The organism is Streptomyces genisteinicus, assembly GCF_014489615.1.
GTDB classification, from domain to species: Bacteria; Actinomycetota; Actinomycetes; order Streptomycetales; family Streptomycetaceae; genus Streptomyces; species Streptomyces genisteinicus.
The window spans coordinates 1,232,525-1,250,838 of record NZ_CP060825.1 but is presented as its reverse complement, the minus strand read 5'-3'; the positions used below and the strand labels follow the sequence as shown (position 1 = coordinate 1,250,838).

General features: G+C 73.5%; 20 protein-coding genes. 15 read left to right on the top strand and 5 right to left on the bottom strand.

Going from position 1 to position 18,314, the window contains the following annotated elements; all coding sequences use genetic code 11:
• The first annotated feature begins 14 nt into the window (after nucleotides 1–14).
• The 8 genes from IAG43_RS05545 to IAG43_RS05510 all read left to right on the top strand — a co-directional run bounded on the left by IAG43_RS05545 (nucleotide 15) and on the right by IAG43_RS05510 (nucleotide 7,523).
• Nucleotides 15–386 (top strand): FKBP-type peptidyl-prolyl cis-trans isomerase, encoded by a 372-nt coding sequence (locus IAG43_RS05545; RefSeq protein WP_187739638.1) that lies wholly within the window; start codon nucleotides 15–17, stop codon nucleotides 384–386.
• A 137-nt stretch (nucleotides 387–523) separates the two neighbouring features.
• Nucleotides 524–1,480 (top strand): helix-turn-helix transcriptional regulator, encoded by a 957-nt coding sequence (locus IAG43_RS05540; RefSeq protein WP_187739637.1) that lies wholly within the window; start codon nucleotides 524–526, stop codon nucleotides 1,478–1,480.
• Between the two features lie 17 nt (nucleotides 1,481–1,497).
• Entirely contained in the window at nucleotides 1,498–2,466 is a 969-nt protein-coding gene (locus tag IAG43_RS05535; protein WP_187739636.1) for a helix-turn-helix transcriptional regulator, read from the top strand.
• 12 nt (nucleotides 2,467–2,478) lie between these two features.
• The gene (locus IAG43_RS05530; protein ID WP_187739635.1) at nucleotides 2,479–2,733 is read left to right on the top strand and encodes a hypothetical protein; all 255 of its coding nucleotides are present in this window, start codon (nucleotides 2,479–2,481) and stop codon (nucleotides 2,731–2,733) included.
• A 47-nt stretch (nucleotides 2,734–2,780) separates the two neighbouring features.
• On the top strand, nucleotides 2,781–2,978 hold the full coding sequence (locus IAG43_RS05525; protein ID WP_187739634.1) for a hypothetical protein: 198 nt from the start codon (nucleotides 2,781–2,783) through the stop codon (nucleotides 2,976–2,978).
• Nucleotides 2,979–3,216: 238 nt separating this feature from the next.
• A complete protein-coding gene (gene tatA / locus IAG43_RS05520) occupies nucleotides 3,217–3,507 on the top strand; it encodes a Sec-independent protein translocase subunit TatA (RefSeq protein ID WP_187739633.1) in 291 nt (96 codons plus the stop codon).
• Between the two features lie 104 nt (nucleotides 3,508–3,611).
• The gene (tatC, locus tag IAG43_RS05515; protein WP_187744304.1) at nucleotides 3,612–4,505 is read left to right on the top strand and encodes a twin-arginine translocase subunit TatC; all 894 of its coding nucleotides are present in this window, start codon (nucleotides 3,612–3,614) and stop codon (nucleotides 4,503–4,505) included.
• Nucleotides 4,506–4,694: 189 nt separating this feature from the next.
• On the top strand, nucleotides 4,695–7,523 hold the full coding sequence (locus IAG43_RS05510; RefSeq protein WP_187744303.1) for a DEAD/DEAH box helicase: 2,829 nt from the start codon (nucleotides 4,695–4,697) through the stop codon (nucleotides 7,521–7,523).
• 285 nt (nucleotides 7,524–7,808) lie between these two features.
• On the opposite strand, the gene IAG43_RS05505 is transcribed toward IAG43_RS05510, so the two are convergent.
• On the bottom strand, nucleotides 7,809–8,204 hold the full coding sequence (locus tag IAG43_RS05505; protein ID WP_187739632.1) for a nuclear transport factor 2 family protein: 396 nt from the start codon (nucleotides 8,202–8,204) through the stop codon (nucleotides 7,809–7,811).
• 206 nt (nucleotides 8,205–8,410) lie between these two features.
• Here IAG43_RS05505 and IAG43_RS05500 point away from each other — a divergent pair, with 206 nt between their 5' ends.
• Genes IAG43_RS05500 through IAG43_RS05480 form a run of 5 tightly spaced genes read left to right on the top strand, consistent with a single transcriptional unit; the run spans nucleotide 8,411 to nucleotide 13,812 of the window.
• Entirely contained in the window at nucleotides 8,411–9,679 is a 1,269-nt protein-coding gene (locus IAG43_RS05500; RefSeq protein WP_187739631.1) for an NAD(P)/FAD-dependent oxidoreductase, read from the top strand.
• Nucleotides 9,676–10,404, top strand: coding sequence for a DUF1365 domain-containing protein (locus tag IAG43_RS05495; protein WP_187739630.1), 729 nt, complete (start codon nucleotides 9,676–9,678; stop codon nucleotides 10,402–10,404). The genes IAG43_RS05500 and IAG43_RS05495 overlap by 4 nt, the downstream gene beginning before the upstream one ends.
• Nucleotides 10,401–11,666 carry an SAM-dependent methyltransferase gene (locus tag IAG43_RS05490; protein WP_187739629.1) on the top strand — a complete coding sequence of 422 codons (1,266 nt, stop codon included), beginning with the start codon at nucleotides 10,401–10,403 and terminating at the stop codon, nucleotides 11,664–11,666. The genes IAG43_RS05495 and IAG43_RS05490 overlap by 4 nt, the downstream gene beginning before the upstream one ends.
• Nucleotides 11,663–12,985, top strand: a complete 1,323-nt coding sequence (locus IAG43_RS05485) for an SAM-dependent methyltransferase (RefSeq protein WP_187739628.1) — start codon at nucleotides 11,663–11,665, stop codon at nucleotides 12,983–12,985. Before IAG43_RS05490 ends, IAG43_RS05485 begins: the two co-directional genes overlap by 4 nt.
• Complete coding sequence (locus IAG43_RS05480) at nucleotides 12,982–13,812, top strand: DUF1295 domain-containing protein (protein WP_187739627.1); 831 nt, start codon at nucleotides 12,982–12,984, stop codon at nucleotides 13,810–13,812. Before IAG43_RS05485 ends, IAG43_RS05480 begins: the two co-directional genes overlap by 4 nt.
• A gap of 316 nt (nucleotides 13,813–14,128) precedes the next feature.
• On the opposite strand, the gene IAG43_RS05475 is transcribed toward IAG43_RS05480, so the two are convergent.
• The 4 genes from IAG43_RS05475 to IAG43_RS05460 form a co-directional block, all read right to left on the bottom strand.
• A complete protein-coding gene (locus IAG43_RS05475) occupies nucleotides 14,129–14,878 on the bottom strand; it encodes an anti-sigma factor (protein WP_187739626.1) in 750 nt (249 codons plus the stop codon).
• Nucleotides 14,875–15,459 carry a sigma-70 family RNA polymerase sigma factor gene (locus tag IAG43_RS05470; RefSeq protein ID WP_187739625.1) on the bottom strand — a complete coding sequence of 195 codons (585 nt, stop codon included), beginning with the start codon at nucleotides 15,457–15,459 and terminating at the stop codon, nucleotides 14,875–14,877. The genes IAG43_RS05475 and IAG43_RS05470 overlap by 4 nt, the downstream gene beginning before the upstream one ends.
• A 90-nt stretch (nucleotides 15,460–15,549) precedes the next feature.
• The gene (locus IAG43_RS05465) at nucleotides 15,550–16,050 is read right to left on the bottom strand and encodes an ABA4-like family protein (protein ID WP_187739624.1); all 501 of its coding nucleotides are present in this window, start codon (nucleotides 16,048–16,050) and stop codon (nucleotides 15,550–15,552) included.
• On the bottom strand, nucleotides 16,047–16,964 hold the full coding sequence (locus IAG43_RS05460) for a hypothetical protein (RefSeq protein WP_187744302.1): 918 nt from the start codon (nucleotides 16,962–16,964) through the stop codon (nucleotides 16,047–16,049). The genes IAG43_RS05465 and IAG43_RS05460 overlap by 4 nt, the downstream gene beginning before the upstream one ends.
• Before the next feature lie 195 nt (nucleotides 16,965–17,159).
• On the opposite strand from IAG43_RS05460, the gene IAG43_RS05455 reads away from it, so the two are divergent.
• Nucleotides 17,160–17,798: a MerR family transcriptional regulator gene (locus IAG43_RS05455; RefSeq protein WP_187739623.1), complete on the top strand. Its 639-nt coding sequence runs from the start codon at nucleotides 17,160–17,162 to the stop codon at nucleotides 17,796–17,798.
• Between the two features lie 177 nt (nucleotides 17,799–17,975).
• Entirely contained in the window at nucleotides 17,976–18,296 is a 321-nt protein-coding gene (locus IAG43_RS05450; protein ID WP_187739622.1) for a hypothetical protein, read from the top strand.
• Nucleotides 18,297–18,314: the final 18 nt, after the last annotated feature.

The following is an 18,314-nucleotide window of genomic DNA, read 5'->3' as shown; positions in this document are numbered from 1 at the left end:
AAGGAGCACCTTCCGTGAGCATCGAGAAGCCCGAGATCGACTTCCCGGGCGGCGAGCCGCCGGCCGACCTGGAGATCAAGGAGATCTGGGAGGGCGACGGCCCGGAGGCCAAGGCCGGCGACACGGTCCAGGTCCACTACGTGGGCGTGGCCTTCTCCACCGGCGAGGAGTTCGACGCCTCCTGGAACCGCGGCACCCCGCTCGGCTTCAAGCTGGGCGCCGGCCAGGTCATCGCGGGCTGGGACCGCGGCATCCAGGGCATGAAGGTCGGCGGGCGCCGCCAGCTGACCATCCCGGCGCACCTCGCGTACGGCGACCGCGGCGCCGGCCGCGCCATCGCCCCGGGCGAGACGCTGATCTTCGTCTGCGACCTGGTCGCGGTCTGACGGAGCACCGCGGCGCACCGCGCCGCGCGACGAGGGCCCGCGCCGTCAGGCGCGGGCCCTCGCTTTTGTCCGGACACCCCGGGGCGGTACGGTCGACGGGCACAGGGGGACTCCATAAGAAGAGGTGAAGGGCGTCGATGGCCATTGCCAAGGCCGAGCGGCTGATGAACCTGGCGCTGTGTCTGCTCGGGACCGGACGCCCGCTGAGCAAGCGCGAGCTGCGCGGCTCCATCGAGGCGTACATGGAAGCCTCGACCGACGACTCCTTCAACCGGATGTTCGAGCGCGACAAGGACGATCTGCGCGAACTCGGTCTGGTCATCGAGACGGTGGAGTCCCTCGACGGCGACATCGGCTACGTCGCCCGCCGGGACAGCAACACGCTGCCGCCCATCACCCTCGACGCCGAGGAGGCGGCCGCGCTCGGCCTCGCCGCGAAGGTGTGGCAGCAGGCCCGCCTCGCGGGCGCCGCGAGCGGGGCCCTGCAGAAGCTGCGCGCCGCCGGCATGCCCGAGACGGAGGACGTCTACGAGGACCGGCACAGTGCGCTCGAACCGCGTATCCCCGTCCACGAGGCCGCGTTCGAACCGCTGATGCTCGCCTGCCGCGACCGCCGGCCGGTCGCCTTCGACTACCGCAAGGCCAACGCCGCCCGGCCCGAGCAGCGCCTCGTCGAACCGTGGGCGCTGGAGTGCTGGCGCGGCCACTGGTACCTGGCCGGCCACGACCGGGAGCGCGGCGCCGAGCGCGTCTTCCGGCTGTCCCGGATCACCGGACGGGTCCGGGCCAGGACGGGAGCGTTCACCGCGCCGGTGCCCGACGTCGTGACCGTCCGCGAGACCGTGGAGAGCTGGGCCGGGGAGACCGCCACCAGGACCGCGCTGATCCGGCTCCGCGCGGGCTGCGGATACCCGCTGCGCGCCCGCGCCGTGGGGGTGCGGGAACTCGGCGACGGGTGGGACGAGTTGGAGATTCCGTACGGGCACGGACTGGACGCCTGGCTGGTCGAGTTCGGCCCGGACGCCGTCGTGCTGGAGCCCGCGGACCTGCGGGCGGACGTGGTCGACCGGCTGCGCGCCGTGGCCAAGGGCTGAGGAGGAGTCGGACGACCATGGCCGCGAACGCCATCGACCAGACCCGGCGGATGCTCTCGCTGGTGACCTATCTGCGGGAGCGCCCCGGCGCCCGCATCGCGGACGTCGCCCGCGCCTTCGGCATCACCGAGGACGAGCTGATCTCCGACCTCGACGTGCTGCCCATGTGCGGCACCAGCTTCCGGGGCGGCGACCTGCTCGACATCGACACCGACGGCGAGCGCATCTGGTGGCGCAACCCCGACGCCTCGGGCGAGTCCACCGCCGAGCCGCTGCGCCTGGCGGCCGACGAGGCGACCGCCCTGCTGGTCGCCGCCCGGGCCGTCGCCACCCTGCCGGGCCTGCGCGAAGGCGACCGGGACGCGCTGCTGCGCGCCACCGCCAAGATCGAGGGCGCGGCGGGCGAGGCCGCCGGCGCTAGCTCCCGGCTCTCGGTGACCTTCGAGTCCGAGGGCGGTGTCTTCGCCGACGTCGACCGCGCGATCTCGGAGCGCCGCCGGCTGTGGCTGCGCTACTACTCGCCCGCACGCGACGAGCTGACCGAGCGCGAGGTCGACCCGATCCGGCTCTTCGCCGTCGGCCACACGTACATGGAGGCGTGGTGCCGCCAGTCGGAGGCGCGGCGCACCTTCCGCCTGGACCGTGTCGCCGAGATCCGGCTGCTCGACGCCCCGGCCGCGCCGCCCGAGATCGAACTCCGGGACCTCTCCGAGGGCCTGGTGCAGCCCGCGGCCGACGACCCGGAGGTGGTCGTCGAGGTCGGCCCCGGAGGTCGCTGGGTCGCCGAGTACTACCCCCACGACCGGGCCGACGAGCTGCCGGACGGAGGCCTGCGCATCACGATCCGCACCCCGGCCCCCGCCTCGCTGCGCCGGCTCGCGCTGCGGCTCGGCCGCGACGGGCGCATCGTGTCGCCGCCGGAGCTCGCCTCGAGCGCGCGGCAGGCGGCGCTCGACGCCCTCGCCGCCTACGACGGCCGGGACTGAGGGGAGCCGCGCGTGTCCTTCGTCCCGGGAGCCCCCACCCAGGTCGGTCCGGTGCTGTTCAGGGCCGCCTGCCCCGACTGCCGTGCCCGCTTCGAACTGTCGGCGGGCGCGCTGCGCCTGGCCATCGGCGGCAGCCGGCGCACCACCTTCTACTCGTTCACCTGCCCCGAGTGCGGCACGGCGGTCCGCAAGCCCGCCGGCGAGCGGATAGTGGAGCTGCTCACCGGGGGCGGCGTGCGCACCCTGCGGCTGCACACCACGGCGTGAGCCCGCCCGCACGGTGCCGCCGGCCGCGGACGCACTAGGCTCGGCGCATGTTCTGGCCCATGCTCGCCGTCGCCGTCGGCTTCCTCTCGATCGCCGTCCTGGGGGTGCTCGCCATCCGGGTCGCCCTGGAGGCACGCCGCCTCGGCGATCAGGTCGCCACTACCACACAGCGCGTCGAGCGCGCCGCGCAGGACCTGGAACGGTCGGCCGCCGGTCTCGCCAGAAGCGGGGAATCGCTGCGCTGAGCCAGGGGCCCCGGGCCCGGCCGGATCGCGTACGCCCTCTCCAGAAGCTCGGAACCGGGCGGTACGCTGCTGGTGGCGGCACCGGAGATGAGGCACCGGGCCGCTGACCGGAGTATGCAAGAGGATTGCCCAGCGTTTACCCCTGCGGGTTACGATCGCTGCGTCGTTTCGGACATCTGTCCGCAGGGACATGCAGACACCAGCCCCAAGCCGCCTCGGTGAGAAGGTAGACACAACTATGTTCCGACAGATCGGCCCCACCGAGATCATCATCATCGCCCTTCTGATCCTCCTGCTCTTCGGCGCCAAGAAGCTGCCCGACATGGCGCGTTCGCTCGGCAAGTCCGCGCGCATCCTCAAGAGCGAGGCCAAGGCGATGAAGTCCGACGGCCAGCAGCAGCAGACCGCTCCCGCGGAGCCGAAGGACCCGGCCCAGGGCCAGGCCGTGCCGCGCACGATCCAGGCCGCGCCCGGTGACGTCACCAGCGCCCGCCCGGTGAACGAGCCGACCGACACCCCCCAGCGCTGACGACCCCCAGGGCCGCTGTGACGACGGCCTGCCGCACGAGATGAGGACGTGGGTTGCTCAAGCCTGCCCGCCCCAGACAGCAGGAGAAGGACCCCGAGGGGCGCATGCCGCTCGCGGACCATCTTCGTGAGCTCCGCAACCGGCTCGCCAAGGCGACGCTGGCGATCGTCGTCGCGTCGGTCGTCGCGGTGGCGTTCAGCCAGGAGCTGATGGAGTTCCTCACCTCGCCGGTCCCGGAGTGCGCCGTCGACGGCCCCAAGAAGGGCGGGGTGTGCGCGACGGTCGTCTACACCGACCTGCTCTCGCCGTTCACCACCACGGTCAAGGTCGTCCTCATGGCCGGCATCGTGGTCTCCTGCCCGATCTGGCTGTACCAGCTGTGGGCGTTCGTCGCGCCCGGCCTGCACCGCAACGAGAAGAAGTACACGTACTACTTCGCGGCGGCGGCCGCGCCGCTCTTCGCCGCCGGTGTCTACTTCGCGTACCTGATCATGCCGGTGAGCATGAAGGTCCTGCTGTCCATCACCCCGGCTCCCGCCGAGAACCTGCTGAGCGTCGACAAGATCCTGGACTTCACGGTCCGGATGGTGCTGATCTTCGGCTTCTCCTTCGAACTGCCGCTGCTGCTGATCATGCTCAACCTGACGGGCATCGTCACCGGCAGGCGGATGCTCGGCTGGTGGCGCGGCGCGGTGATGGGCATCTTCGTCTTCGGCGCCATCGCCACCCCGTCCACGGACCCGCTGGGCATGATCGCGCTGTCCGGGCCGATCATCTTCCTCTACTTCGTGGCCGTCGGCTTCTCGCTCCTCAACGACCGCCGCCGCAGGCGGAACGACCCCGACGCCGAACTCGACGACGACGAGGCGGCCGACCTCGACCTCACGCCGGCCCCGGTCGGCGGTGTGGAGGCCGTCCCCGCCCCCAGGGCACTGCCCGAGCAGGCGTCCGGCGAGCCCGACACCCGGCGCGGACACGGATACGACGACATCACCTGACGCAACGTCACCGCCCGGGTGCGGTGAGCGACAAGGGCCGGGACATCGATTCCCGGCCCTTTGCCGTGTGTGCCGCGCCCCCCTCCGCGGGTACACAGAGGGTGGTTTCTGCGTGGTCCCGGGGACCCCGGGGCCCGGTGGATAAAGATCCGCTGACTGTCGGAGGTGGCGGGTAGGCTCATGAACAAGATGACCGAGGACCTCTCACCCGCCGAGCGCTATGCCGCCGCCCGCGTCCGCGCGGCGGAGGCCGCCACCGCACTGGCCCCCTTCCGCGCGATGTACGACTTCGACCTCGACCCGTTCCAGATCGAGGCGTGTCAGGCGCTGGAAGCCGGCAAGGGCGTGCTCGTCGCGGCACCCACCGGCTCCGGCAAGACCATCGTCGGCGAGTTCGCCGTCCACCTGGCCCTCGAGCAGGGCCGCAAATGCTTCTACACCACGCCCATCAAGGCCCTGTCCAACCAGAAGTACGCGGACCTGGTGAAGCGCCACGGCGCCGACAGGGTCGGCCTGCTCACCGGCGACAACAGCGTCAACCCGGACGCCCCGGTGGTCGTGATGACCACCGAGGTGCTGCGGAACATGCTCTACGCGGGCTCGCAGGCGCTGCGCGGCCTCGGCTACGTCGTGATGGACGAGGTGCACTACCTCTCCGACCGGTTCCGCGGCGCGGTGTGGGAGGAAGTGATCATCCACCTCCCCGATTCCGTGACCCTGGTGTCGCTCTCCGCGACCGTGTCGAACGCGGAGGAGTTCGGCGACTGGCTGGACACCGTCCGGGGCGACACCCAGGTGATCGTCTCCGAGGAGCGGCCCGTGCCGCTGTGGCAGCACGTCATGGCCGGCCGCCGGATGTACGACCTCTTCGAGGAGAGCACCGACCACGGCGGCCGCGGCAGGACCAAGCGCGAGGTCAACCCGGATCTGGTCCGCCTGGCCAGGATGGAGAACCAGCGCGGCTACAACCCGCGGGACCGGCGGCGCGGGAAGATGGTGCGCGAGGCGGACCGCGAGCGCGAGCGGCGCCAGCGCAGCCGGATCTGGACCCCCGGCCGTGCCGAGGTCATCGACCGGCTCGACACCGAGGGCCTGCTGCCCGCCATCACCTTCATCTTCAGCAGGGCCGCCTGCGAGGCGGCCGTGCAGCAGTGCCTCCACGCGGGCCTGCGGCTCAACGACGAGGCGGCGCGCGCCACGGTGCGCTCGATCGTCGAGGAGCGCACCGCCTCCATCCCGACCGAGGATCTCCACGTCCTCGGGTACTACGAGTGGCTCGAAGGTCTGGAGCGCGGCATCGCCGCCCACCACGCGGGCATGCTGCCGACGTTCAAGGAGGTCGTGGAGGAGCTGTTCGTCCGCGGCCTGGTCAAGGCCGTCTTCGCCACCGAGACCCTCGCGCTCGGCATCAACATGCCCGCGCGCTCGGTGGTGTTGGAGAAGCTCGTCAAGTGGAACGGCGAGCAGCACGCGGACATCACCCCCGGCGAGTACACCCAGCTGACCGGCCGGGCCGGCCGCCGGGGCATCGACGTCGAGGGGCACGCGGTCGTCCTGTGGCAGCGCGCCATGGACCCGGGCGCGCTCGCCGGCCTCGCCGGCACCCGCACGTATCCGCTCCGTTCCAGCTTCAAGCCCTCGTACAACATGGCCGTCAACCTCGTGCACCAGTTCGGGCGGCACCGCTCGCGGGAGCTGCTGGAGACGTCCTTCGCCCAGTTCCAGGCCGACCGCTCGGTGGTCGGCATCTCCCGCCAGGTCCAGCGCAACGAGGAGGGCCTCGACGGCTACCGCGAGGGGATGACCTGTCACCTCGGCGACTTCGAGGAGTACGCGCGGCTGCGGCGTGAGCTCAAGGACCGGGAGACGGAACTCGCCAAGCAGGGCGCCTCGCAGCGCCGGGCGGCGGCCGCGGCCTCGCTGGAGCGGCTGAAGCCGGGCGACGTGATCCACGTGCCGACGGGCAAGTTCGCCGGACTCGCCCTGGTGCTCGACCCCGGGCTGCCCGCCGGGCGGTCCAACGGGCACCGCGGCTTCGAGCACCACGACGGCCCGCGTCCCCTGGTGCTCACCGCCGAACGCCAGGTCAAGCGGCTCGCGTCGATCGACTTCCCGGTGCCCGTGGAGGCGCTGGAGCGGATGCGCGTCCCGAAGTCCTTCAACGCCCGCTCGCCGCAGTCCCGGCGCGACCTGGCGTCCGCGCTGCGGACGAAGGCCGGCCACATCGTGCCGGAGCGGCACCGCAAGCAGCGTGCGGCGGCGGCCGACGACCGGGAGATCGCCCGCCTGCGCACCGAGCTGCGGGCCCACCCGTGCCACGGCTGCGACGAGCGCGAGGACCACGCCCGCTGGGCCGAGCGCTACCACCGGCTGCAGCGCGACACCCGCCAGCTGGAACGCCGCATCGAGGGCCGCACCAACACCATCGCGCGGACCTTCGACCGGATCGTGGCGCTGCTGACGGAGATGGACTACCTCCGCGGCGAGGAGGTCACCGAGCACGGCCGGCGGCTGGCGCGGCTCTACGGCGAACTGGATCTGCTCGCCAGCGAATGCCTGCGCGACGGGGTCTGGGAGGGCCTCGGTCCCGCCGAACTCGCGGCCTGCGTCTCGGCGCTGGTCTACGAGGCCCGCCAGGCGGACGACGCGGTGGCGCCCAAGGTCCCGGGCGGCCGGGCCAAGGAGGCACTCGGCGAGATGATCCGGATCTGGGGCCGGCTGGACGCCCTGGAGGAGGAGTTCAAGATCAACCAGGCGGAGGGCGTGGGGCAGCGCGAGCCCGACCTCGGCTTCGCCTGGGCCGCCCACCAGTGGGCCTCGGGCAAGGCGCTCGACGAGGTGCTGCGCGAGGCGGAGATGCCCGCGGGCGACTTCGTGCGCTGGTGCAAGCAGGTCATCGACGTCCTCGGCCAGGTCGCGGCAGCCGCGCCCCGGGAGGACAGCACGGTGGCCAAGAACGCCCGCAAGGCCGTCGACGGGCTGCTCCGCGGCGTCGTGGCGTACAGCTCCGTGGGCTGATCCCGGCTCCGGCCGGTCCGGTCGGCGCCGGTCGCACCCGCGGCCGGCCCCGGCGGCCTGTCGCACACGCGACGTCACACGACGGCGCGGCACGGCACACCGGCCGTGCCGCGCCGTCGTGCCGTTCCGTCCCGGGCCGTCGTGCGATGCGGTCGCGCGCGGGGGCGTTGCGCGGTCAGCGGCCGGTCACGCCGCACGGGGCACCCGCGCGCCGTGCTCATCGGCCGCCCGTGCCGGGCGGCGACCCGCCGGTGGCCGTGCCGGGGCGGCGACCCGTGCCCCGCTTCACCGCCAGAACGCGTCCATCTCGTCGATGTCCTCGACACACGCGTCGATGTCCGTCACCTTCCCGCCGGTGATCGTGAAGAACAGCCCCTCGCGCATCTCGATCCCGCGGTCGCCCCGGTCGCCCCTGACGGTGTGGAAGGACATGACGTGCCCGCGGCCGTCGGCGAGCACCGCCTCCACCTGCACCTGCATGGTGCCGCCGGTCTCCTCGCCGAACGTGCGGAAGAGGCCGAGAATCGCCTCGCGCCCCTTGTGGTGCCCGGAGACGGTGCTGTCGCCCGGCACGTGGTAGACGGCGTCCGCCGTCATCAGGGAGCTGAGGGTCTCCATGTCCCCCTCGCTGAACGCTACGTAACCCCGGCGCACCAGGGCGCAGTCAGGATGCTCAGACATCGCAGGACACACCTTTCGTCCGCGTCGATCCCGTTTCTCCCATCATCCGCCGGGCCGGAAACGCTGTCCACGGGCCGGTGAGCGCCACGCCCTCCCGGTCGTACGGCGAAAGCTCCGAAGAATTCCGGCCTCCGGCCAATCCGCCGGGGCCCGCGGCACCGAATAGGGGGCTGAGAGGCGGTGCCGGGCTGCCCGGAGGGAGCGGTATGACAGTGCGACGGAGGCGGACGGCCGTGATCGGCGGCGGGATAGCGGGACTCACCGCGGCGTACATCCTGCAGCGCGAGCACGACGTGACTCTCTACGAAGCGGACTCCCGGCTCGGCGGACACGCGCACACCCACGACGTGCCCGACGCCGAAGGGCGGCTCCACCGCGTCGACTCGGGATTCATCGTCCACAACGAGCGCACCTACCCGATGCTGCTGCGCCTGTTCCGCGAACTCGGCGTGTCGACGCAGGAGTCGGAGATGAGCATGTCGGTCCGGTGCGACGGCTGCGGCCTCCTCTACGCGGGCGCCCGCGGCCCGCGGGGGCTCTTCCCCCGGCCCGGCAACGCGCTGCGCGGCCGCTATCTGCGCATGCTCGCCGAGGTCCCGCGCTTCCACCGCCTCGCGCGGCGGCTGCTCGACGGCCCGGCCGACGACACCACCACGGTCGGAGAGTTCATCGCGGGCGCCCGCTTCTCCCCGTACTTCACCGCCCACTTCATGGCGCCGGTCGTCTCCTGCGTGTGGTCCTGCGACGCCGGCACCGCGCTGCGCTATCCGGCTCTGCACCTGTTCCGCTTCCTCGACCACCACGGGATGCTCACCATCACCGGATCCCCGGTGTGGCGGACGGTCACCGGCGGCTCCCGCGAGTACGTCGAACGCGTCGCCAAGCACCTCACCGCCGTGCGCACCGCGGCCCCGGTGACAGCCCTGCACCGCCACTCGGGCGGAGCGGTCGTCACCACCGCCGACGGCGGGACCGACGCCTACGACGGCGTGGTCGTCGCCACCCACCCCGACCAGGCGCTGCGCCTGCTCGCCGACCCCACCGAACGCGAGCGGCAGGTGCTTGGCGCGTTCACCTACGCGCGCAACACCACCGTCCTGCACACCGACGGCTCCGTGCTGCCGCGCCCCGCGGGGGCCCGGGCCAGCTGGAACTTCACCATGCCCGCCTGCGACGCCGGCGCCGGCCGGGTCCGCGTCAGCTACGACATGAACCGCCTCCAGCGGCTCGACGCCCCCCGCGCACACGTCGTCACCCTGAACGGCGCCGACCAGGTGCCCGACGAGCGGGTCATCGCACGCATGGAGTACGAACACCCCGTCTTCACCACGGAGTCGGTCTCCGCCCAGCGCCTGCTCCCCGGACTGAGCGGCCCGGTCACCGCCTACGCGGGCGCCTACCACGGCTGGGGCTTCCACGAGGACGGCTGCCGCTCCGGCGTCGAGGCGGCCCGATCCCTCGGCGTGACGTGGTGACCGGCGTCCCGGCCCTCTACCCGTGCACCGTCACCCATGTGCGCAGGACACCGTCCGCGTACGCGCTGCGGCACCGCACCTACCTGTGGCTGATCGACCCCGACCGGCCGCCCCGGCTGCCCGCACCGCTGCGCCCGTTCGCACGGTTCGACGCACGGGACCACTTCGGCGGCCGGAGCGCCACCGTCCGCGCGGGACTCGCCTCCTTCCTCGCGGCCCGGGGCATCGCGCTCGGCGACGGCCGGATCCTGATGCTCGCCCATGCCCGGGTGCTCGGCCACGTCTTCAACCCGCTCACCCTGTACTGGGTCCGGCGCGAGGACGGCAGCCCGCTCTGCGTCGTCGCCGAGGTGCACAACACCTACGGCGAGCGGCACTGCTACCTGCTCCATTCCGACGACGACCGGGCCACGGCGGAGAAGGAGCTGTACGTCTCGCCGTTCTTCCCGGTCGACGGCCGCTATCTGATGCGGCTCCCCGAACCCGGTGACCGACTGCGGCTGACGGTCCATCTGGAGCGGGACGGCGGGCGGCCGTTCACCGCGACCGTCTCCGGAACCCGCCGGCCGGCCACCACCGCAGGAGTGCTGCGCTGCCTCCTGCGCCATCCCCTGTCGACCCTCGCCGTGTCGGCCGGGATCCGATTCCACGGCGTACGCCTGTTCCTGCGCGGACTCCCCGTCCGCCCCCGACCCCGTCACCAGCCCCAGGAGGGTGTCAAGTGAGCGTCCCCGTCATCCCCGTCCACCGTCCGTCCCCGCCCGTGGACGCGCGGCGGTGGCCGGACGTGGCCCGGCCACCGCAGGTGTCCCGGGTCCGTGCGGCGGTTGCCGAACGGATCGTGCGCCGTGCGATCCGGCCCCTGCCGCTGCGCGTGCGCCTCGCGGGGGAGAGCGAACCGGCCGGGCGCGGCGGGCCCCTGATGGAGGTGCGGGACCCCCGGGCCTTCTTCTCCCGCATAGCCGCCGGCGGGACCATCGGCTTCGGGGAGTCGTACATGGCGGGCGAGTGGGACGCCCCCGATCTCGTCGGCGTGCTGACCGCCTTCGCGGAGCACGCCGCCACCCTCGTGCCGCGCCCCCTCCAGCGGCTGCGCCGGGTCTGGGCCCCGGCGCAGCCCGTCGGGCACCGCAACACGGCCGATGCCACCCGGGCCAACATCAGCCACCACTACGACCTGTCCAACGACCTGTTCACCCTGTTCCTCGACGAGACCCTGACCTACTCGTCGGCCCTCTTCCGCGGCTTCCCCGCCGCCCAGCACCTCCTCGCGGACGCCCAGCACCGCAAGATCGACCGCCTCCTGGACCTGGTGGAGGCCGGTCCGGGCACCCGGCTGCTGGAGATCGGCACCGGCTGGGGCGAACTGGCGATCCGTGCCGCGGAGCGCGGCGCCCGGGTCGTCACCGTCACGCTCTCCGCGGAGCAGCAGGCACTGGCCGCCAGGCGGGTGCGCGAAGCCGGTCTCGACGACCGGGTGACCATCCTGCTGCGCGACTACCGCAAGATCACCGGAGCCTACGACGCCGTCGTCAGCGTCGAGATGATCGAGGCCGTCGGGGCGGAGTTCTGGCCCGAGTACTTCAGGACCCTCGACCGGCTGCTCGCCCCCGGCGGACGGGTCGCCCTCCAGGCCATCACCATGCCCCACGACCGGATGCTGGCCTCCCGCTCCACCCACACCTGGATCCAGAAGTACATCTTCCCCGGCGGACTGCTGCCCTCCACCGAGGCGATCGAGGAGACCGTCCGGCGGTCGACCGGGCTCGCCGTCACCGAGCGGGACGGCTTCGCACCGCACTACGCCGAGACCCTCAGGCTCTGGCGGGAGCGGTTCACCGAACGCGCCGACGAGGTCGGCGCCCTCGGCTTCGACGAGACCTTCCGCCGCATGTGGACCTTCTACCTGGCCTACTCGGAGGCCGGCTTCCGCTCCGGCTACCTCGACGTGCAGCAGCTGGCGCTCACGAAGGGAGCGAGCGCGTGACGAACCCGACGGCACCGGACACCCGCAGCCGCGCCACCGGCCGGGGCACCGCGGCGGGGAAGCTGCTGCCACTGGTCGAGGAGGTGCTCGGCGGCCCCTTCCCGCTCGGGCTGCGCGCCTGGGACGGCTCCACCGCCGGCCCGCAGGACGGCCCCGTCGTCGTGCTGAGGTCCCGCAGGGCACTGCGCCGGCTGCTGTGGCAGCCCGGCGAACTCGGCCTGGCCCAGGCGTACGTCACCGGTGAACTCGATGTCGAGGGCGACCTGTCCGGTGCCCTGCGCACGATGTGGACGGCGATCCGCACCCGCTCGCTCGCGCCGCCCCGGCTCACTCTCGCCGACCGGGCCAGGGCCGCGGGGACGGCACTGCGCCTCGGCGCGCTCGGTCCCCGCCCGCCCGCGCCGGCCGCCGAGGCCCGGCTCACCGGCGACCTGCACAGCAAGGCCCGCGACCGTGCCGCCATCAGCCACCACTACGACCTGTCGAACGACTTCTACGCGGCCCTGCTGGACCCGTCCATGGCGTACTCCTGCGCGTACTGGACCCGTGACGATCCGGGCTACGGCCTCGCCGACGCCCAGCGGGACAAGCTGGAGCTGATCTGCCGCAAGCTCGGCCTGCGCGAGGGGGCCCGGCTGCTGGACATCGGCTGCGGATGGGGGTCGCTCACGCTCCACGCCGCCGAGCACCACGGGGCCCGGGTCACCGCGGTCACGCTCGCGGCCGTCCAGGCCCGGTACGTCCGGGAGCAGGTGCGCGAGCGCGGGCTGGCGGACCGGGTCGACGTCCTGCTCCGCGACTACCGCGACATCGACGGCGGCGGCTACGACGCGGTGTCCACGGTCGAGATGGGCGAACACGTCGGCGACGCCGAGTACCCCGCGTTCGCCGGCGTCCTGCACCGCATGGTCCGCCCCGGCGGACGCGTGATGGTGCAGCAGATGTCCCGGGGCGCCGACGCGCCCGGCGGCGGCGCGTTCATCGAGTCGTACATCGCGCCCGACATGCACATGCGCCCGCTCGGCGCCACCGTCTCGCTGCTGGAGGGAGCCGGCCTCGAGGTGCGTTCCGTCGAGTCGCTGCGCGAGCACTACGCCCGCACGGTCGCCGCCTGGCACCGCACCCTGGAGGAGCGCTGGGACGAGTTCACCGCCCTCGCGGGCCGGGAGACGGCCCGCGTGTGGCGGCTCTATCTCGTGGGCGGGGGGCTGGCGTTCGAGGAGCGGCGGATGGGCGTCGACCAGATCCTGGCCGTCCGGCCCGACGAGCACGGAGGGTCCGGGATGCCTGCCGAGCCGGGGGAGTGGTACGCGCTGTGAACGGTTTCCCGTGGGATCGGTTCGCACAGGGGCTGGGCCTCTCCGCGGCCGCCGCGCTCGCCGTCATGCTCGTCACCTTCGCCGTCGCGCTGCGGCTGGGGGTCCACCGGATCGTGGACGTGGCGTGGGGCGCCGGCTTCGCCGCCGTGGCCGTGACGTCCTGTGCAGCGTCGGCGGGTGAGGGCGACGGGACCCGGCGGCTGCTGGTGACGGCCCTGACGTGCGCGTGGGGGCTGCGGCTCGCCGTGCACATCGGCCGGCGCGGACGCGGGCACGGCGAGGACCCGCGCTACGAGCGGATGCTCTCCCGCGCTCCGGGCAGCCGCGCGCTCTACGCCCTGCGCATGGTCTACCTCCTCCAGGGCGCACTCGTCTGGCTCGTCTCCCTGCCGGTGCAGGCGGCGCAGTACGTCCCGGACCCGGCGGGGCCCCTGGTCTGGGCCGGATGCGCGGTGTGGACGGTCGGCTTCCTCTTCGAGGCGGTCGGCGACCACCAGCTCGCCCGCTTCAAGGCGGACCCGGCGAACAAGGGGCGCATCATGGACCGCGGCCTGTGGGCGTGGACCCGGCACCCCAACTACTTCGGCGACTTCCTGGTCTGGTGGGGGCTGTTCCTGTTCGTCTGCGACGAGCCGGCCGTCGCCGCGGTGTGCGCGGTGAGCCCGGTGGTCATGAGCTTCCTGCTGACCCGGGGGAGCGGGCAGCGGCTGCTGGAGCAGCACATGGCCGACCGCCCCGGCTTCGCCGAGTACGCGGCGCGCACCAGCGGCTTCTTTCCGCGCCCGCCGCGCCCGCCGGGCGCGCGGGGTTCGGCTTCGGGAGGCTGACGCCGGGGGCGCGACGGCCGGGCGCGGGGCGGGGTCCCGCGCCGGGCGTCCCGCCGTGGTGGTGCGCCCTGGACGGGGCGCGTTCGCGTGGCTGACGACAGGTGCCTCGGGTCCGGCTGTGCCGGGTGGCAGCCCTGCGGCGGAGTGCGGTGACCCCGCCCGGCCGTGCTTCGCGGCGGTCGGTCCGCCGTGCGGTCGGGGTCCCGTCGTGCGGTCGCGGTCCGGGCTGTGCCGGAGTCCTGCCGTGCCGGCGACGTACGGGACCCCGCGCCGGGCGTCCCGCCGTTGGGGGGCGCCCGGCGCGTGCTCCCCTCGGTCAGGCCGGGAAGGCCATCACCGCGAGCGGCGCCGAGGTCGGCTGTGCCGAGCCGCCCGCCGGTTCGAGGGTGATGCCCATTCCCGAGGCACCGTCCACCGGGCCCTCCATGAGGATCGTGCCCGAGGTCTGCGAGGAGCCCATCAGGCCCGCCGGGCGCATCGCGTCGCCCTCGGAGAACCAGAGCTGGTACACCTTGCCCGCGGGAGGCTCGGGCATCCCCGAGGCCACGAACACGGCGCGGTCGCGCTCACGGGAGACCACCACCGTGGCGCCGGCGCCGTCCGGCAGCTTCCCGGTGGAGACCTTCGCGTCGGGGGCGGAGAGCACGGCCGAGAGATCGTCCGCCGTGCGCTCGGCGGCCTGTGCCGCGGCGCGGGCGTCCTCGGCCTCCTGGTGCTGCCAGACGGCGACGCCGCCGAACGCCGCGGCCGCGGCCACGCAGGCCGCCAGCGCGAACCGTGAGGCGGCGAGGCGTCCGCGGTTCCCCGCGCGCTGTGCCCGCCGGGCGACGAGCGGAGGGTCCTGGCGCTCGGTGGAGACGCGGGCCATCACCTCCCGCTTCATCCCGGCGGGTGGGGCGACGGACACCGCCGACCCCAGCCGGCCGGCCGTCGCGGCCAGTTCACGCACCTCCTGCGCGCAGGGCGGGCAGGAGGGCAGGTGGCGCTCGAAGCGGTCGTGCTCGTCCGCCGCGAGCGCGTGCAGCACGTACGCACCGGTCAGCAGGTGCAGTTCGTCGGTGCTCACGCACTCACCCCCAGGCAGTCGCGCAGGCGGATCAGTCCGTCGCGCAGTCGTGTCTTGACCGTGCCGAGCGGTACGGAGAGCAGCTCGGCGACTTCGCGGTAGGCGAGCCCGCGGTAGTAGGCGAGGGTGACCGACTGCCGCTGGAGTTCGGTCAGCCCGCGCAGGCAGCGCCGCACCTGTTCGTGTTCGAGGCGGGCCTCCACCTGCTCGGTGACCTCGTCGTAGGCCGGGGTCCTCTCGAGCAGTGCGGCGCGGCGCTCACGGTCGGTCGCCGCCTGGGCGGACCGCACCCGGTCGACTGCCCGGCGGTGCGCCAGGGTCATGATCCAGGTCATGGCCGAGCCCCGGGCCGGCTGGTAGCGGGCGGCCGACCGCCAGACCTCGATCAGCACCTCCTGGGCCACCTCCTCCGACTGGGCGGGGTCGCGCAGCACGGTGCGGACCAGGCCGAGGACGGATCCGCTCACGGAGTCGTAGACGGTGGAGAAGGCGTCCTGGTCGCCTCGGGCGACCAGGACGAGCAACTGCTCGAGATCGGGCCCCGCGGCTGCGGGTCCGCCGATGCGGACGGCTTCTTTCACTCGGCGTTCCTCCACGGTGCGCGCTCCTGACGATTCCCGACCGTTATTCGGAGCCGGACGGCGCGCGGATGGGTCGTGCGCCGCATCGTGTCATGTGCGCGCTCCTTCCCCGGTCGCGGATGCCTGCGGAGCGGCCGTCGGCGCCTCGGCCGGCGCCTCGCCGGACCGCCGGGTCCGCCGGTTCCGCAGGGCGCGCAGGCCGAGGAAGAGCAGCAGGCCGAACGGCGAGAACAGGATCGTGAACACCAGCAGCGGGCCGGTCACCAGCGGGTGGATCTCCAGCCGCATCGCCTCGCGGTACATCCACTGGCCGATCAGCAGGTCCCAGGCGATCACCTGCGCCCACACCGCGCCGGCGCCGTCGGCCAGCGCGGTCAGGTCGCGGAAGGTGTCGATGTCCGGGTCGCTGACGGCGGTCCACAGTTCGGGGAGGACCGGCGCGGCGAGAGCGGTGTAGACCGCGAGCACGGGAACGACGGTCAGCGGCGAGGCGGCCACGCGGACGGTGAGCCGGTGCCGGGGAGCGAGGATCATCAGCAGCCAGACCGGGGCCGCGAGCCAGAAGGCGAGCGAGAACAGGAAGCCGGTCATGCCGCGAGCTCCTCGTGGCCGGTGTCGTCGCGGGCGGGCCGCGCGACCGCACGGCCCGGTGCGGCGCGCAGCGCGGCGACGGTGCCGGCCACGGCGAGCACCGCGACAGCGGCCAGGGCGGCGAGCGTCGCCCCGTCGGGCCGGAACAGCGCCTGCCCGCGCAGCGCCTGCCAGGTCAGAACGGCGAAGACGGCGGCGTAGGCGCCGGAGGCGACCAGGACGAGGCGCAGCCGCACCCGGTCGTCCGCCAGGCGCGCGAAGCGCGGGGCGAGAACGGCGAGCAGGAGCAGCACCAGGGGCAGGGCCTGGAGGGCGTGCATCCCGACGAAGTGCGGGATGCGCAGGTCGCCGCCGGTCGTCTCCCAGCCGGTGACCGGCATCGAGGGGCCGCCGTCGGGCACGCCGACCGCGTGCGCGCCCATGATGCCGCCGGTGCCGGAGGCGAGCTGCTCGTCGGTGGGACGGGTCATCAGGAAGCCGGTGGCGGCGCCGGCCAGCGCCACCACGGAACCGCAGCGGATCGCCCAGGCGGAGGCGCGGTCCTCGATGCGGGCGCGGAAGAGCAGGACGGCGGTCACGAAGGCTCCCGCCCACAGGACGACGACGGAGACCGCCATGGCGTTGTACACGGCCGTGTCGAACGGCGTCGCGTAGTTGAAGTGGCTCCTCCTCCCGCGGAGCGCCTGGCCCGTGATCAGCACCATCTCGGCGGAGGCGGCGGCGGTGACGGCCCATCCCGCCCACCATCCCGTCCGGCGGAACCGGGGGAGCAGGGACAGCATCCAGGCGAGCGACAGGGCGTACGCGACGAAGGACACGGAGAACTTGAAGGGCTTGAACCAGACCGGCGAGCCCCCGACGGTGCGGTCGTCCACGGCCAGGCCGATCGCGGTCAGGACCGAGAGCACGGCCATCGCCGAGGCGAAGACGACGAGCGGGCGGTGCCATGAGGAGACGGAAGGGGAGAGGGAGACGGACGGACGGCGTAACGCGGACGCGGACATGGAGGAACCCCCGAGCGATTATGGATAGCGGAGCTTGCCGCTATCCGATAGCGAGACTATCTATGATGAGGGTCGTGAACGCAAGCGTGGAAAGGTGAACGCACAGTGCGCATCGGTGAGTTGAGCCGCCGGACCGGAGTTCCGGTCCCGACGGTCAAGTACTACGTCCGGGAGGGCCTGCTGCCCGCCGGAGAGCTCACGAGCCCGAACCAGGCCCGCTACGGCGAGCTCCACGAACGCCGGCTGCGCCTGATCCGCGCACTGATCGACGTGGGGGGCCTGTCGGTCGCGGCCGTCCGCGACGTGGTCGCCGCCGTCGACGACGGGTCGAGATCCGTGCACAAGGTGCTCGGAGAGGCCACCGACCCGCTCGTCCCGCGCCACCCCGAGGGGCCGGACGACGAGGCTCTGGCGGGGGCCCGGGAACGGGTCGCCGCCCTGGTCGCGGAGCAGGGCTGGCGGGTCGACGCGGAGCACCCCTCGGCCGTGGCCCTCGCGGAGACCCTCGCGGCCCTCGAACGGGCAGGGCACGGCGCGTTCGCCGAGGTGCTCGGCGAGTACGCGGCGGCGGCGGACCGGGTCGCGGAGGCCGACTTCGACCATGTCGGCAGGCGGGTGGAGCTGGAGGACCTGGTGGAGAGCGTCGTGGTGGGAACCGTGCTGGGCGACGCGCTCCTCGCGGCCCTGCGCCGCATGGCCCAGGTCCACCGCTCGTCGCGGCTCTACGACGACACCCGTGACTGAGCCCGGCGGCGGTGCGGTGGCTCAGGTGGCCCGCGTGGCCGGGACCGGCGGCGGTGCCGCGTTCCCGGCTCGCGTGGCAGGACCCGGCGGTGGCGAAGCACTTCCTGCGGCCCGCACGGCCGGTGCCGGCCGCGCGACGCTCCCCTCCGTGACCCGCGCTCCGGCCCGGTGGGCGGCGTGAACGGGAGGGTGCCCGGGGAGCCGCCCGCCGGGCACGAGACGGGCTGCCTGCGGTGGGTGCTGGGCGTGCCCCTCTTCCTGCTGGAGCTGACCGCCGCCTTCTGCTGCTGGGCGGCGCTGACGGTCCGGCCCTCGTACCCCGGGGACGCGGGGGCCCTCGCTGGGATCGCGGCGGCCTGCCTGGTCGCGGTCGTGGCGGCCGCGCCGGCGCTGCTGATCGCCCTCACCCGGTCGGCCCGCCTCGCCTTCGGCCGCTGGCCCGCGGTGCCGCCCGTCGTCTTCCTGCTGATCGCCTCGGGGCGGCTGGCGACGCTGTGAAACGGCAGGGGCCGTGTG

Coding starts and splice junctions, on each gene's coding strand:
- IAG43_RS05505 (WP_187739632.1), bottom strand. CDS start 8,204: ATGTCTGAGCATCCTGACTGCGCCCTGGTGCGCCGGGGTTACGTAGCG.
- tatA (WP_187739633.1), top strand. CDS start 3,217: ATGTTCCGACAGATCGGCCCCACCGAGATCATCATCATCGCCCTTCTG.
- IAG43_RS05535 (WP_187739636.1), top strand. CDS start 1,498: ATGGCCGCGAACGCCATCGACCAGACCCGGCGGATGCTCTCGCTGGTG.
- IAG43_RS05460 (WP_187744302.1), bottom strand. CDS start 16,964: ATGGCCGTGCTCTCGGTCCTGACCGCGATCGGCCTGGCCGTGGACGAC.
- tatC (WP_187744304.1), top strand. CDS start 3,612: ATGCCGCTCGCGGACCATCTTCGTGAGCTCCGCAACCGGCTCGCCAAG.
- IAG43_RS05540 (WP_187739637.1), top strand. CDS start 524: ATGGCCATTGCCAAGGCCGAGCGGCTGATGAACCTGGCGCTGTGTCTG.
- IAG43_RS05500 (WP_187739631.1), top strand. CDS start 8,411: ATGACAGTGCGACGGAGGCGGACGGCCGTGATCGGCGGCGGGATAGCG.
- IAG43_RS05510 (WP_187744303.1), top strand. CDS start 4,695: ATGACCGAGGACCTCTCACCCGCCGAGCGCTATGCCGCCGCCCGCGTC.
- IAG43_RS05465 (WP_187739624.1), bottom strand. CDS start 16,050: ATGACCGGCTTCCTGTTCTCGCTCGCCTTCTGGCTCGCGGCCCCGGTC.
- IAG43_RS05525 (WP_187739634.1), top strand. CDS start 2,781: ATGTTCTGGCCCATGCTCGCCGTCGCCGTCGGCTTCCTCTCGATCGCC.